Here is a 15,781-nt window from a genome sequence, read left to right as displayed (position 1 = left end):
CCTTGCAGGGCGTACGGGTCCGACGACGGGAGCCAGTTTCGATTGCGCACAGAACCCCTTACGGTTCTTCCATCTTCGCAACACTGTTTTCGAGTAACTTTCAGTGGAAAGGAATCCCATGGTTTTCCGCGTGTACGTGGAGAAGAAGCCCGGCTTCGACGTCGAGGCCCAGCAGCTGGACACCGAGCTCAAAACCATTCTCGGCATCGCCGGCCTCAAGCGGATCCGCATCGTCAACCGTTATGACGTGGAGGGCATCGACAAGGCCCTGTTCGACAAGGTCACGCCCACCGTGTTCAGCGAGCCGCAGGTCGATGACGTGTACGCCGACCTGCCGGACTTCGGCAAGGCCTCGGTGTTCGCCACCGAGTTCCTGCCCGGCCAGTTCGACCAGCGCGCCGACTCCGCCGCCGAATGCATTCAGCTGATCTCGCAGGGCGAGCGCCCGACCGTGCGTTCCGCGAAGCTGTACGCCCTCGAGGGCGATCTGACGGACGCGGACGTCGAGGCGATCAAGCGCTACGTCATCAACCCGGTCGAGGCGCGCGAGGCAGATCTCGGCGTCAAGGAGACGCTGAAGACCAAGGTGCCCACCCCGGGCAAGGTCGAGGTCATCGCCGGATTCAACGAGATGGACGCCGAGGCCGGACAGCGTTTCATCGACGAGCGTGGGCTCGCGATGGATCTGGCCGATCTCGAGTTCTGCCAGAAGTACTTCGCCGAGGAGGGCCGCGAGCCCACAATCACCGAGATCAAGGTGATCGACACCTACTGGTCCGACCATTGCCGCCACACCACGTTCGGCACCCGCCTGACCGACGTCGCGATCGACGACGACACGGTCAGGGACGCGTTCGAGCGCTATCTGGAGCTGCGCCGCGAGCTCGGCCGCGAGAACAAGCCCGTGTGTCTGATGGACATGGGCACGATCGGCGCGAAGTGGCTCAGGAAGAACGGTATCCTCACCGGCCTCGACGAGAGCGAGGAGATCAACGCCTGCACCGTCAAGGTGAAGGTCGACGTCAACGGCGAGATGCAGGACTGGCTGTTCCTGTTCAAGAACGAGACGCACAACCACCCCACGGAGATCGAACCGTTCGGCGGCGCGGCCACCTGCATCGGCGGCTGCATCCGTGATCCTCTGTCCGGCCGTTCCTACGTGTATCAGGCGATGCGCGTGACCGGCGCCGCCGATCCGACCGTACCGGTCTCCGAGACGCTCGAGGGCAAGCTCCCCCAGCGCAAGCTCGTGACGACCGCCGCCGCCGGCTACTCGTCCTACGGCAACCAGATCGGTCTGGCCACCGGCCAGGTCAACGAGATCTACCACCCGGGCTACGTGGCCAAGCGCATGGAGGTGGGTGCGGTCGTGGCCGCCACCCCGGCCGACCACGTCCGCCGCGAGACCCCCGCCCCCGGCGACAGGATCATCCTCCTGGGCGGCCGTACCGGCCGTGACGGCATCGGTGGTGCGACCGGCGCCTCGAAGGCGCACAACGTCGAATCGCTCGAGCTCGACGGCGCCGAGGTACAGAAGGGCAACGCGCCGGTCGAGCGCAAGCTGCAGCGTCTGTTCCGCCGCGGCGACGCCTGCCGTCTGATCAAGCGCTGCAACGATTTCGGCGCCGGCGGCGTGTCCGTGGCGGTCGGCGAGCTGGCCGACGGCCTGTACGTGGACCTCAACACCGTGCCGAAGAAGTACGAGGGTCTCGACGGCACCGAGCTGGCCATCTCCGAATCGCAGGAGCGCATGGCCGTCGACGTCGCGGCCGAGGACGTCGACGAGTTCCTCGGCTACGCCCGCGAGGAGAACCTCGAGGCGACGGTGATCGCCACCGTCACCGAGGACCCGCGCATGGTGATGACCTGGAACGGCGACGAGATCGTCAACCTCAAGCGCGAGTTCCTCGCCTCCAACGGCGCGCCGAAGCATCAGGCCGTGCACGTCGAGGCGCAGCAGGCGTACGAGGTGCCGGCCGCATGGCGCTCCGGCTCCCTCAACGAGCGCATGCACGCCCTGGTGACCGACCTCAACGTGGCGTCCAACAAGGGCCTGTCCGAGCGCTTCGACTCCACGATCGGCGCAGGCACCGTGCTCATGCCGTTCGGCGGCACGAGGCAGCTCACCCCGAACGAGGCGATGGTCGCCAAGTTCCCGGTGTTCGGCGAGACCACCACCGCCTCGGCGATGGCATGGGGCTTCAACCCGTACATCATGGAGAGGAACCAGTTCACCGGCGCATACCTGTCCGTCGTCGAATCGCTCGCCAAGCTGGTCGCCGCCGGCTTCGAGCATGAGAAGGCATACCTGAGCTTCCAGGAGTACTTCGAGAAGCTGCGCGACGAGCCCGAGCGCTGGGGCAAGCCGACGGCTGCCGTGCTGGGCGCCTGATGGCGCAGATCGACCTCGGCGCCGGCGCGATCGGCGGCAAGGACTCCATGTCCGGATCGTTCGAGGCGCTCGACGTGCCGCCGACGCTGATCTCCTTCGCCGTGGCCGTGGGCAACATGAAGCGCGCCACCTCCCCCGAGTTCAAGGGCGCCGGACACCGCGTCGTGCGCATCGCGCCGCGCTACCTCGCCGACGGTCTGACGCCGGACAAGGACTCCCTGCTCGACGCGTTCGGCCTGATCGAAGAGCTCACCGACTTCGGCACCGCGCTGGCCGTGTCCACGCCGGGCTATGGCGGCACCGCCGAGGCGCTGTTCAAGATGACGGTGGGCAACGGCATCGGCCTTACCCTGAACGACGACATCGCGATCGACGACCTGTTCGCTCCGGCGTACGGCTCGTTCATCGTCGAGCTCAAGGACAACGAGAAGATCCCGGCCGTCTCCAACCTCGTCGAGGTGGGCGAGATCGGCGTGACCTCCTCCGAGTACGAGTTCGTCGCCGGCGGCGAGGCCATCGACCTCGCCGAACTGCAGAACGCGTGGGAGGGCGGCATCGAATCCGTGTTCCCGTACCGTTCCTACGGTGCCGAGAAGGGCGAGACCGTCGAGACGGTCGACTTCCACGTTGCGCAGGACAACGACGCGAAGAAGACCGTGTACACGGGTGCCGGCGTGGCCAAGCCGCGCGTGATCATCCCCGTGTTCCCCGGCAACAACTGCGAGTATGATTCCGCGGCCGCGTTCGAACGCGCCGGCGCCGAGGTCTCGACGCTCATCGTCAACAACCTGACGCCCGAGGCCGTGGCCGAATCCACCGCCAAGCTGGTCGAGGAGATCAACAAAAGCCAGATCGTGATGATCCCGGGCGGCTTCTCCGGCGGCGACGAGCCGGACGGTTCCGCCAAGTTCATCACCGCGTTCTTCCGCGCCCCGGCCGTCACCGAGGCGGTGCGCGACCTGCTGAAGAACCGCGACGGTCTGATGCTGGGCATCTGCAACGGCTTCCAGGCGCTCATCAAGCTGGGTCTGGTGCCGTTCGGCGACATCGTCGACATGAACGCCGACTGCCCGACGCTGACGTTCAACACGATCGGCCGTCACCAGAGCCGTCTGGTGCGCACGCGTGTGGCCTCCGACCTGTCCCCGTGGCTCGCGAAGACGTCGGTCGGCGACGTGCACACGGTCGCCATCTCGCACGGCGAGGGCCGCTTCGTCGCCTCCGACGAGGTGCTGGCGCAGCTTAGGGCCAACGGCCAGATCGCCACGCAGTACGTGGACGAGTCCGGCGTGCCCGGCATGGATCTCGCGGTGAACCCGAACGGCTCGATGCTCGCGATCGAGGGCATCACCAGCCCGGACGGCCGCGTGTTCGGCAAGATGGGTCACTCGGAGCGCTCCGGCAGCGGTCTGTACGTGAACGTCCCCGGCGACAAGTACCAGCCGATCTTCGAGGCCGGCGTCGAGTACTTCGCCGCCTGAGGCCATCAATAATCGACGCATGACATAAGAGGCCGGTTTCCGCCAGATGACACATCATTCTGGCGGAAACCGGCCTCTTATTCGCTCATCCGCGTCCGTTCGCTCATAGAACACGCCGCGACTGGCGGAGGACGGACGCACGAACCGTATGAGCATGCATGGTTTCGGGCGGCGAGCCGACACGGGTCGTCGATCTTCACTCCGGCTCCCTGACCGTGTTCGTACATCCGTGAAAGACATGACAACAATGGACAACCTCGTGGAACAACGTGTGAAACATGTGGAGCATGGGTTCGGGCCGGTGTGGGACGGCACGTCGCGCGTGCTGGTGATGGGGTCGATGCCGAGCCCGAAGTCGCGCGAGGAGTCGTTCTACTACATGCATCCGCGCAACCGGTTCTGGCCGGTGATGGAGTCGGTATTCGCCGATCCGGCCGATCCGACGGACATCGCGGGCGATACGCCGCAGTCGCGTCGCGGGTTCGCCCTGCGGCATCACGTCGCGTTGTGGGATGTGATCGCCTCGTGCGACATCATGGGCGCGTCCGACGCGAGCATCCGCAACGCTGTGCCGAACGATCCGACGCCGATCCTCGCCGCCGCGCCGATCACACGCATCGTCACGACCGGCGCCAAGGCCGCGCAGCTGTACCGCCGTCTCATCGCGCCGACGTTGATGGCGAACGGCATCGACGTGCCAATGACGCCACTGCCCTCGACCAGCCCGGCCAACGCCTCGATGAGCCTCGACCGCCTCATCGCCGTCTACCGTGAGGCGTTCATCCCATACTTGCCATGAATCCCGCATCGGCCACACGTTCACGGATGTCCTTGGCTATGGAGATGCACCGCGCACGGGCGATGCCGGCACGTGTGCCGACCATCGTCAGATCACCAATCGTGATTCCCCGCCCTTTGCCGTTCACGGCAGCGGTGTGTTCGCTGTTGATTCCGGGGTTTTCGGTCAGATCGTAGCCGGGAGACAGATGCCACTCCCCTTTGTCTCGGTCATACAGGTATGAGAAGTTCTTGGCATGATCATCCCGGTTGCCGATGAATACATTGAAGCACATCAGCCTGTAGAGACGCTCGCAGTCCTCCACGCTGTCGCACAGGCGCATGGTCAGCCGCATCAGCAGACCGTAATCGAGGTTGGCGAGACGGTGGGAGGTCTCCAACAATCCTCCGGCCGAAACCATATGGATCTTCGTTCGTGGACGGTTCGGCCCGCCCACTCGGTCGAACCGCCGAGTACCGAAATACCCGGCGCACCGCTTCGATGGGAACAGCCGTGTTTCCGGCATGTCGATGCCGCAAGCGACCGCCAATCGGGAGATCGCATACTCCTGTTCGCCGATATTCGCGGGATCCATGGAGGACGGGAATTTGATGATCCATTCCTCGCCGTCAATTTCCGTCAGGATCTTGGGACGTGCGCCTCCGGACGAACCGCCGAGGGCGAACAGTGTGTCCAGACCATCCGAAAAATCCGTTTCCAACAGGCTGGCGCATTCCGCTGCTATGTCGTCCAGATCCGTCGGGAATACGCTGTCATCCATCGATGCGGCCGGCTCGTACTCAAGCGCTCCCATGCCGCCGGTGCCCACGATCGACAATCGGGTCAACGGGCCGACCGAGAACGGATCAATACCGCGTTTCCGTAGCATGCGATCGGTCAACAATTCTCCCCAACCATCCGGCATGCTGTCGTCGAACACCCCGAACATGCCGTTGAGCGGGTCGCGCTTGGCTACGAACACGCCGGATCGCAGTGGCAGCGACAGAGGGCTGATGCTGAATCCGGCAGTCAGCCAATCATGGTCGTAGGCGAATGCCAATGTGCGGGACGGAGCCATCGTGAGCCATCCCACGGTCATCATTGTCCCAACGGCGCCTTGCAACACGCGCGGTGGCGCGGTGTGGGTTTGCGTTCAAGTGTGGTTGAGGTGTTTCCATGGACGTGTTAGCGTTCACGGCCGGTTGCGATGGAGATACCCGGATCGCCGGCGGAACCAGGAACCATGTGAGCCGTACCAGTGCTGCAACGGATTGCAGCGGAAGGAGCATCAATGAAGTACCGCAATGTAGGCAAGTCCGGACTGAAGGTCAGCGAGGTCGCACTGGGAAGCTGGGTCACCCAGCTGACGAACGACGCGCAGCTGGACACGGCGCGAGACATCGTGCGTCTCGCCTATGAGTCCGGCGTCAACTTCTTCGACTGCGCGGACGCCTATTCGGGCGGTGACGCCGAGCGCTTCCTCGGCGAGACGCTCAAGGCGTACCCGCGCAAGGAGCTGGTCATCTCCTCCAAGGTCTACTTCCCCACCGGCCCCGGCGTCAACGACCGCGGCCTGAGCCGCAAGCACATCTTCGAGAGCATCGACCAGACGCTGAGGAACATGCAGCTCGACTATCTCGATCTCTACTACTGCCACCGCTTCGACACGACGACCGATCTGACCGAGACGCTTCGCGCACTGAGCGACCTCGTCTCCCAGGGCAAGATCCTCTACTACGGCGTGTCCGAGGAGTGGGGATCCGCGCGCCTCGAGGAGGCCCAGCGCATCATCGATCGCTACAACCTGTACCCGATCACCGTGGTCCAGCCGCAGTACAACCTGCAGGACCGCTACATCGAGCACGAGATCATGGGCACCTGCCGCAAGCTCGGCATCGGCATCACCACGTTCTCGCCGCTCGCCCAGGGCCTGCTGACCGGCAAGTACCGCAAGGGCCAGCCGCTTCCGGCCGGTTCGCGCGCCACGTGGCAGCCCGACCACCAGATCAACGATCTGCTCACCGACGAGAACCTCGACAAGGTGGAGCGTCTGCGCAAGGTCGCCGAGGAGCTTGGCACGAACCTGCCGGTGCTGTCGATGGCGTGGATCCTGCAGCATCCGGAGATCAGCTGCGTGATCAACGGCGCCAGCAAGCCGAGTCAGCTGGAGAGCAATCTCAAGGCCGCGGGCTTCGTGATCCCGGCCGACGCGATGGCCGAGATCGACGCGATCACCGGATTCCACCGCTTCGAGCGCCACGTCGGCTGAGCACTCATTCTGCGATGTCCCGATGCATGGCATATCCGATCACGCGCCGAAATCGTCATCGCCTTGGGCTTCGGCCTTGGCAATGTCGGCTTCGGCGCGTTTCGCCGTATCGGCGATGAGCCGGTCATAGCCGGTGAGCGCCGCGAAGGGCATGAACTGCGCGGCCCGGTTGCGTCTCGACATCGGCGGATGCCTCCGGGAGACGTGATGAGGCAGTGCGATGATGTCGTCGTACCGATGGGTTTCAGTCAAAGCCATTGGCGCGATGCCCTCCGATCTGCTTGTTGCGTTCGATCCCGGTGGCGCCGGGTTCCATGTCCATCGCCTTGACGACGGCATTGCGCCCATACCTGTGTTTGATGGCGAGCATCGCACGCTGCATGTCCTCGATGCGATCGGCGCGTTCGGGACGGAGTGTCGGCGTACCGTCGGCGGTCCCGGAATCGCCGCTTTCACAGGAATCCCCGCCGGCTCTCTCCGTGAAGTTACCGATCGAACCGACCAAGCCGACCGAAGCGCTCCCATCTCCATCCACGTCCGAGAACAGGTCAAGCTGCTCATACCGCTTTCCCGCAGCAAGATCGACGGGCGTGGCAAGGTCGACGGCGATCACCGTAAGACGTCGGACCAGCAGACCGGGATCGACGATGCGCCTGAACAGCGCGGTCATCGACCGGCGTATGCGCTCGGCTGAGGCGGTGTATTCCCCCAGTCCGATCTCCCCGGAGACGGGCTTGGGCACTCTGCGCCCATACCGGTCGATGGAGCATGGGCCCCGATAGTCCGTCGATGCACGTTCGGCGAGCCGCCGGAGACGAGGTTCGACGCCGTCGTCGAGCCGATTCGGGTCGAGACTGCCGGAGTCGTAGCCGACGGCGAGCGCGATGCGGTTCGTGGCCATGCCCTTGCCGGTCAGGTCGAGGGCGAGCGCGTCGGCCATCTCCTTGACGATCAGCAGTGCGGTGGCGTGATCCGCCGGGCCGGTGAGCACCTGACCGATGCTGGTGCTGTGCGTATCCGGCTCGTACGCCTTGATGTCGGCGATCGTGCATGGCTCCCACCCCCATGCGTGATCGATGAGCAGTTCGGCGTTGACACCGAACATGCGGTAGAGCAGTTCCTCGTTGTAGTAGTCGGAGGCGCGACCGATCGAACACCGGGCGATGTCTCCCATCGTCATGAGACCGGCCTTCTCGAGCTTCCGCGCGTACCCCCGCCCGACGCGCCAGAAGTCGGTGAGCGGTCGATGCCCCCACAGCAGACGCCGGTAGCTCGCCTCGTCGAGTTCCGCCACGCGCACGCCGTCGGCGTCGGCAGGCATGTGCTTGGCGACGATGTCCATCGCGATCTTGGCGAGGTACAGATTGGTGCCGATGCCGGCGGTGGCCGTGATGCCAGTCCTCTCCAGAATCTCCGCGACGATGGTCCGGGCCATCTCGTGGGGCGTGCGACCGGAGGATCGCAGATACGGCGTGGCGTCGATGAAGACCTCATCCACCGAATAGACGTGGATGTGTTCGGGGGCCGCATATTCGAGGTAGATCGCGTAGATGTCCGCGCTGACCTGCAGATATCTGGCCATGCGGGGCATGGCGATGATCATCGACGCCTTGAATTCGGGATGACGCGCGAGTTCGGTCGCATCCCACGATTCACCGACGAAACGATGCCCCGGCGCCTTGAGCATCCGTTCCGCGTTGACCTGCGCAAGCCTCTGTTTGACGGCGAAGAGGCGATCGCGCCCGGGAATGCCGTACGCCTTGAGCGAGGGCGATACGGCCAGGCATATGGTCTTGTCGGTGCGCGTCTCGTCCGCCACGACCAGATGGGTGGTCAGCGGGTCGAGGTGGCGAGCGGCGCATTCGACCGAGGCGTAGAAGGACTTCAGATCGATGGCGATGTAGACGCGGCCGGACTCATCGGAGACGCCACCCATCGCCATCACCCGCTTTCACATGAGAACAAGCGGGCCGGCGCTGTTCGAGGGCCGGCCCGACAGGAAACCAACATCGAAACGATGCTCACCCCAGCATACCAAAAAGTCGAACATTTGTTCGACTCTGGCGTGTCAGGATGCGTCGGGAAGGAACACAACGGAATGCAACGGAAACGCGGTGAGGAGAAAACGGGGGAAACCTGCGACGAGAATCGGTGGCTGAACCGCGGCGGCGATGCACGGAACGCACCCGATGTAGCCGGTAATTGGTAGGGTAAACACTTAGTGAACCCCCAGTTTGAGAAGGAGCTTTGGCTTGTCGGCTGAACTCGAAGACATTCATGAGGAATGTGGCATCTTCGGCGTATGGGGACACCCCGACGCCGCTCGACTCACCTACTTCGGACTCCACGCTTTGCAGCATCGCGGACAGGAGGGCGCCGGTATCGTATCGAACGATCACGGTCACCTCATCGGACACCGCGGACTGGGTCTGCTGACCCAGGTCTTCGGAGACGAGCGCGAGATCCAGCGTCTCAAGGGCGACCGCGCCATCGGCCACGTGCGGTACGCAACCGCCGGATCCGGCACCACGGACAACATCCAGCCGTTCATCTTCCGCTTCCACGACGGGGACGTGGCCCTGTGCCACAACGGCAACCTCACCAACTGCCCGTCCCTGCGCCGCAAGCTCGAGGACGAAGGCGCCATCTTCCACTCCAATTCGGATACGGAGGTGCTCATGCACCTCATCCGCCGCTCCCTGCAGCGCACCTTCATGGACAAGCTCAAGGAGGCGCTCAACACGGTCCACGGCGGCTTCGCCTACCTGCTGATGACCGAGAACGCGATGATCGGCGCGCTCGATCCGAACGGCTTCCGCCCGCTCTCCCTCGGCAAGATGAAGAACGGCGCCTACGTGCTGGCCTCCGAGACCTGCGCGCTCGACGTCGTCGGCGCCGAACTCGTGCGCAACATCCGTCCGGGCGAGATCGTCGTGGTCAACGAGCACGGCTACCGCATCGTGCAGTACACCAACAACACGCAGCTGGCGATCTGCTCGATGGAGTTCATCTACTTCGCCCGCCCCGACTCCGATATCTACGGCGTCAACGTCCACTCCGCCCGCAAGCGCATGGGCGCGAGGCTCGCCGCCGAGGCCGGCGTCGACGCGGACATGGTCATCGGCGTGCCGAACTCCTCGCTGTCGGCCGCATCCGGCTACGCCGAGGCGTCCGGACTACCCAACGAGATGGGCCTGATCAAGAACCAGTACGTGGCCCGCACGTTCATCCAGCCGACGCAGGAGCTGCGCGAGCAGGGCGTGCGCATGAAGCTGTCCGCCGTGCGCGGCGTGGTCAAGGGCAAGCGCGTCGTCGTCATCGACGATTCGATCGTGCGCGGCACCACCTCCAAGCGCATCGTCCAGCTGCTCAAGGAGGCCGGTGCGGCCGAGGTGCACATGCGCATCAGCTCCCCGCCACTCAAGTACCCGTGCTTCTACGGCATCGACATCTCCACCACCCGCGAGCTCATCGCCGGACACAAGTCAGTGGAGGAGATCCGCCAGTACATCGGTGCCGACTCGCTCGCGTTCCTGTCGCTCGACGGTCTGATCGAATCGATCGGACTCAACGCCGACGCTCCGTACGGCGGCCTGTGCGTCGCCTACTTCAACGGCGACTACCCCACCGCGCTCGACGACTACGAGGCCGACTTCCTCAAGTCCCTCACGCCGGAAGACCGTGTGCGCCTGCCCGAGTTCGCGCTGTACAAGAGCAAGTACATCGGCAACGAGTACAACACCGTGCAGCCGCCCGTCGAGGACGCCAAGCACGGCGACGAGCCCGAGGACGCCCTCGTCTAGCGAGCACCGGATCGAATACCAGATTTCCCCCGAGAACCCTTCAGAGAACCCTCAAGAAAGGCCAACCCCAACATGCCAAAAGCATATGAGAACGCCGGCGTAAGCGTCGAAGCCGGATACGAAGTCGTCAACCGCATCAAGTCGCACGTCGCACGCACCGCCCGCCCGGGCGCCGGCGGCATCGGCGGCTTCGGCGGCCTGTTCGACCTCGCCTCCCTCGGCTACAAGGAGCCGGTGCTGGTCTCCGGAACCGACGGCGTGGGCACCAAACTCATGGTCGCCAAGATGATGAACAAGCACGACACCATCGGCCAGGACTGCGTGGCCATGTGCGTCAACGACATCCTCGCCCAGGGCGCCGAGCCGCTGTTCTTCCTCGACTACATCGCCTGCGGCAAGAACGATCCGGCCCTGCTCGAGCAGGTCGTCAAGGGCGTGGCCGACGGCTGCGTCGACGCCGGCGCCGCGCTGGTCGGCGGCGAGACCGCCGAGATGCCCGACATGTACGACGCCGACGAGTACGACCTGGCCGGTTTCACGGTCGGCGTGGTCGAGAAGTCCAAGATCATCGACGGCACGAAGATCGCCGAAGGTGATGTGCTCATCGGCCTGCCGTCCTCCGGCATCCACTCCAACGGCTACTCGCTGGTGCGCAAGATCCTGTTCAAGGACCACGACCTGACCGTCGACTCCAAGCCCGAGGAGCTGGGCGGCGAGACGCTGGGCGAGGAGATTTTGAAGCCCACCCGCATCTACGCCAAGCCCTTGAAGCCACTCTTCGCCGGCGACGACCTGCTGCACGGCGTCGCGCACATCACCGGCGGCGCGTTCGTCGAGAAGGTGCCGCGCATCATCCCCGAGGGTCTGGCCGCCGCGTTCGACATCACCAGCTGGGATGTGCCGCCGATCTTCCGCCTGCTGCAGAAGCTGGGCGAGGTGGACGAGCTCGAGATGTACAACATCTTCAACATGGGCATCGGCATGGTCCTTGTCGTCGAACCGGACAAGGTCGCCGAGGTCGAGCGTCTGCTCGACGCGGAGAACGAGCGCCACTACACCGTCGGCAGGATCGTCAAGGACATCGACGGCACCCGCGTGCAGCTGCACAAGGGTCTGTGACGCATCCGGAGCCTCCGGTTCGCGGATGACGGCATTCACACAACGTTTTCGATGAGGTTCCCCCGTAGAGGAGGAGCCTCATCGCATTGAAGCATCGGAAAGGACACAAGGACATCACCATGGGACAGAAGGTTCTCGTCATCGGCTCCGGCGCGCGCGAGCACGCCATCGCCCACGCGCTTCAGCGCGGCGGAAGCGTCGAGGAGGTGACCGTCGCCCCCGGCAACCCGGGCATGGATCTCGACGGCATCCGCACCACGCACATCGACCAGTCGAACCACGCGGCGCTGATCGAATTCATGAAGGACAACGACTACGACTGGGCGTTCGTCGGCCCGGAGGTGCCGCTCATCGAAGGAATCGTCGACGACTTCGCCGCCGCCGGACTCAAGGCGTTCGGACCGAACAAGGCCGCCGCCCAGATCGAGGGTTCCAAGGACTTCGCCAAGCAACTCATGGAGCGCCACGGCATCCCCACCGCGAAGTATGCGACCTTCGACGCGCTCGAGCCGGCCGTCACCTACGTGCGTGAGCACGGCGCGCCGATCGTCGTCAAGGCCGACGGTCTGGCCGCAGGCAAGGGCGTCACCGTCGCCATGGACGAGGACACCGCCGTCGCCGCGCTCGACGACATCTTCATCGATCATCGCTTCGGCTCCGCCGGCGCGAAGGTCGTCATCGAGGACTTCCTCGAAGGTCAGGAGTTCTCCCTGATGAGCTTCGTCAGCGGCACCAGGTTCTGGCCGATGCCGATCTCCCAGGATCACAAGCGCGCCTACGACGGCGACAAGGGACCGAACACCGGCGGCATGGGCGCCTACAGCCCGGTGCCGCAGATTCCGCAGGAGGTCGTCGATCAGGCGATCGAGACGATCGTGCGCCCCACCGTCGAAGCCATGGCAGAGGAGGGGACCCCGTTCACCGGCATCCTGTACGCGGGTCTCATCGCCACCGCCGACGGCCCGAAGGTCATCGAGTTCAACGCCCGCTTCGGCGATCCTGAAACCGAGGTCGTCCTGCCGAAGCTCACCTCCGATCTGGGACGCGGCATCGCCGACATCCTCGTCGGGGAATCCCCGGAGTTCACTTGGGACAGCGAGAACGCCACCCTCGGCGTCGTGCTCGCCGCCGACGGCTACCCGACGCACGTCGTCAAGGGCGCCCGCATCCCGTCCATCCCGGTCGACGACGCCTCGCACGTCTACTACGCCGGCGTCGACCACGACGCGGACGGCAACCTCGTCGCCTCCTCCGGACGCGTGCTCCTCGTCGAGACCACCGCCGCGGACATCAAGGCCGCGCAGGACAAGGTCTACGCGATCATCGACGCACTCGACACGACGGGCATGTTCTACCGCCACGACATCGGCGCCAAGGCGCTGAACGCGTGATACCGGAGCGCTGACCGCCGGAGACCATGACGGTATCGGCGGTAACAGGCAGATGACGACAAACGGGGTTTGCGGACTTGTGACACAGTTCGCAAACCCCGTTTGTCATCGAATTTACGGTTCAAGGCACTGGACGATGCCATCGCGAGGGCATCACGAATGTTCCTTGCGTAGGTGGCGTGCCACAACGTGGTTCCCGCTGCGTGCGCATGTGGCAAACGTCACGGCAGGCTCATGAAATCGGTGTCCTTCAGGTAGTTGTTGCCGTCGGTGATGTCGTATTGGATGAGCTTGTAGTCGGCGAGGAGCTGCTTGGTCTCTTCGTCGAAATCACTCTCCGCCATCGGGTTGCCGGCGTGATCGAGGTAGATCGACTGGCCTTCGGGGATGCGGTCCCAGCCCTGGATCTTGTTGACGACTGGCGGTTCCATCGCGGCGATCTTCTCATGCATCTCGGTCAGGAACGCCAGATAGGGCGAGACCTTCGCATCCATGTGCTCGGCCGCCTGCGCCACGAAGAAGTTCGGCGAGGAGTAGGCCGCGTTGTTGATCTTCACGCCCTGCGAATCGGACGCCTTGTTCGACCAGATGAAGTAGTCGGTCAGATGCAGGGCGAGGGAGTTGTTGTCGTCCTCGCTGGCGGACGAGTAGATGCCAGGCAGGTGATCGCCGTAGAAGACCACGGTGACCGGCTTGTCGAGCTTGTCGAGCTTGTCGAGGAAGTCAGCGGTGGCCTCGTCGGTGATCGCCTGACCCTTCTGGTACGTCTCGATCGACTCCTGCTCGTCCTTGCCGAGCGGCTCGCCGGTGGTGGATTCGGCGGTGAAGTCGTTGTCCTTGTACCACTCGTGGTAGGGCATGTGGTTCTGCATGGTGATGACCTGCAGGAACTGGTTGGAGTCGCTCTTCTCGACCTCCTCCAGCGTGCTCTGATAGGTCGCGGCGTCGGAGACGTACGGACTGTCGTCGATCCTGTCCTGATGGGAGATGACGTCCGGTCCGGTGAGCGTGTAGAAGTGCGAGAAGCCGAACTTCTTGTAGTTCGTGGCCCGCGAGTACATCGACGACTCGTACGGGTGCAGACCGATCGAGTTCTTCGCGGCGCCCCACATCTGGTTGATGGTCGGCGTCCAGTGCTCGCCGGGCACGAGCTGCTGGTAGGGGCTGGTCAGGGACGAGTCGAAGTTCGCCATCGACAGGCCGGTCAGGCCCATGTACTCGAGGTTCGCGGTGCCGCCGCCGTAGCCGGACGAGAGCATGAGCCCGGAGGTGGTGCTCTCCTTGATCGCACGGATCTTCGGCATCGAATCCTTGTTGACCTTGAGCCCGGGCACGCGGGAGGTGTCGGAGAACGATTCGGACAGCACGTAGATCACGGTCGAATCGGTCAGGCTGGACTTGCGGGAGGCGTTGATCTGTTTCGCGGCCTTCTCGTAGCGCGCGACGACCTGCTTCATCGTCTCCTCGGAGTAATCGGACGGCTTGTCCATCACCTTCGGATTGACCTGACGCATGAACGCGACGAGCGGGCCGTTGCGCTGCGCGTCGTAGACGGAATCCCACATCGAGGGCTTGTCGCCCATCGCGGTGGCAAGGCTCTTCGCCCATGATCCGACGGTGCTCACCTGCATCGCGTACAGGCCGAAGAACAGGCCGGGCACGAGGATGAGCAGCAGTCGCGCGATCGCGTTGATCGACTTCGATTGACGGTCCGAACCGCGGAACATGCGGCCGCGACGCGCGTCGATGTGGTTGAGGAACACGAACAGCCCGACGAACACCGCGAACACCGCGATGGCCAGCAGGATCGTCCAATGCGCGCCGGCCGGCATGAATCCCATGAGATTACCGGCGTCCGCCTTGAGGAAGTTCAGGTCGGACGGCAGGATCGCCTCGTATCGGATCGAGATCTTGAAATGCTCGATGACCGCGACGACGATGGCGGCCGCAACGAGCACCGGAGTCGCGATCCAGAACCGGTTGAACAGCATGAGCAGCGCCAGATACAGCACGCCGACCAGCAGGACGTTGAGCAGGAAGACGAAGTTCGGGCCGTGCACGTTGAACATCTTGCCGACGAAGTCCCAGCCGACGTCCGGGCTGGAGAGCGTCACGCGGGAGGAGGCGCCGAGACTCACGCCGACCTCCAGGATCGCCACGGCAGCAATGTCGAAGAGGATGAACAGGATACCGTACAACCAGCCGGGGAACTCCCTGGAACGGCGTCCAGCGCCCGCGACGTTGCTCCCACGCGTCATGTCACCCATCGTTTCCGCGTCCGATTGCTGCTTCATACTGCCCGTTCCACTCCTACGTTCGGTTGCCGTTTCCGTTCATGGCCGTTCATATGTGTATGTGGTCATGCCCCCACATGGCATGACGGAACCGTGCGACGACGCCGCACAGCATGGTTCACCTGTTGTCCAGTCGCATATTGTCTTCCGTTAACCTTGGGAAAACCATAGGCCACACGGTTTCCACACGGTTTCTCAACCATTCACTCTAACGGAAAGGGTGCCTCGGACCATCCCCGAGACACCCTGATTCA

Annotated in this window: 9 protein-coding genes and 1 pseudogene; 6 read left to right on the top strand and 4 right to left on the bottom strand. The window is 64.1% G+C overall.

What is annotated here, in order from left to right; genetic code table 11:
• Nucleotides 1–118: 118 nt before the first annotated feature.
• Nucleotides 119–3,873 (top strand): annotated as a pseudogene (locus BCAL_RS00170) (phosphoribosylformylglycinamidine synthase).
• A 271-nt stretch (nt 3,874–4,144) separates the two neighbouring features.
• The gene (locus BCAL_RS00165; protein ID WP_420796795.1) at nt 4,145–4,672 is read left to right on the top strand and encodes a DNA-deoxyinosine glycosylase; all 528 of its coding nucleotides are present in this window, start codon (nt 4,145–4,147) and stop codon (nt 4,670–4,672) included.
• Here the strand turns inward: BCAL_RS00165 and BCAL_RS00160 are convergent.
• Nucleotides 4,653–5,753: a type II toxin-antitoxin system HipA family toxin gene (locus BCAL_RS00160; protein ID WP_052119268.1), complete on the bottom strand. Its 1,101-nt coding sequence runs from the start codon at nt 5,751–5,753 to the stop codon at nt 4,653–4,655. The genes BCAL_RS00165 and BCAL_RS00160 overlap by 20 nt on opposite strands.
• A gap of 189 nt (nt 5,754–5,942) precedes the next feature.
• Here BCAL_RS00160 and BCAL_RS00155 point away from each other — a divergent pair, with 189 nt between their 5' ends.
• Nucleotides 5,943–6,920 carry an aldo/keto reductase family protein gene (locus BCAL_RS00155; RefSeq protein ID WP_043167093.1) on the top strand — a complete coding sequence of 326 codons (978 nt, stop codon included), beginning with the start codon at nt 5,943–5,945 and terminating at the stop codon, nt 6,918–6,920.
• A 39-nt stretch (nt 6,921–6,959) separates the two neighbouring features.
• Here BCAL_RS00155 and BCAL_RS00150 read toward each other — a convergent pair whose 3' ends face one another.
• Both BCAL_RS00150 and BCAL_RS00145 read right to left on the bottom strand, forming a co-directional pair.
• Nucleotides 6,960–7,178, bottom strand: coding sequence for a hypothetical protein (locus BCAL_RS00150; RefSeq protein ID WP_043167092.1), 219 nt, complete (start codon nt 7,176–7,178; stop codon nt 6,960–6,962).
• On the bottom strand, nt 7,165–8,862 hold the full coding sequence (locus tag BCAL_RS00145; protein ID WP_052119267.1) for a Y-family DNA polymerase: 1,698 nt from the start codon (nt 8,860–8,862) through the stop codon (nt 7,165–7,167). Before BCAL_RS00145 ends, BCAL_RS00150 begins: the two co-directional genes overlap by 14 nt.
• A 310-nt stretch (nt 8,863–9,172) precedes the next feature.
• On the opposite strand from BCAL_RS00145, the gene purF reads away from it, so the two are divergent.
• From purF to purD, 3 genes are all read left to right on the top strand, one after another.
• A complete protein-coding gene (gene purF / locus BCAL_RS00140; protein ID WP_052119266.1) occupies nt 9,173–10,723 on the top strand; it encodes an amidophosphoribosyltransferase in 1,551 nt (516 codons plus the stop codon).
• A gap of 72 nt (nt 10,724–10,795) precedes the next feature.
• Nucleotides 10,796–11,842, top strand: coding sequence for a phosphoribosylformylglycinamidine cyclo-ligase (gene purM, locus BCAL_RS00135; protein WP_043167090.1), 1,047 nt, complete (start codon nt 10,796–10,798; stop codon nt 11,840–11,842).
• Between the two features lie 119 nt (nt 11,843–11,961).
• Nucleotides 11,962–13,233: a phosphoribosylamine--glycine ligase gene (gene purD, locus BCAL_RS00130; RefSeq protein WP_043167088.1), complete on the top strand. Its 1,272-nt coding sequence runs from the start codon at nt 11,962–11,964 to the stop codon at nt 13,231–13,233.
• A 221-nt stretch (nt 13,234–13,454) separates the two neighbouring features.
• On the opposite strand, the gene BCAL_RS00125 is transcribed toward purD, so the two are convergent.
• Complete coding sequence (locus BCAL_RS00125; RefSeq protein ID WP_052119270.1) at nt 13,455–15,500, bottom strand: LTA synthase family protein; 2,046 nt, start codon at nt 15,498–15,500, stop codon at nt 13,455–13,457.
• Nucleotides 15,501–15,781: the final 281 nt, after the last annotated feature.

The organism is Bifidobacterium callitrichos DSM 23973 (assembly GCF_000741175.1).
Classification (GTDB): Bacteria; Actinomycetota; Actinomycetes; order Actinomycetales; family Bifidobacteriaceae; genus Bifidobacterium; species Bifidobacterium callitrichos.
Note: the sequence above shows the minus strand (reverse complement) of the source record. Positions and strands in the feature narration are given on the sequence as shown.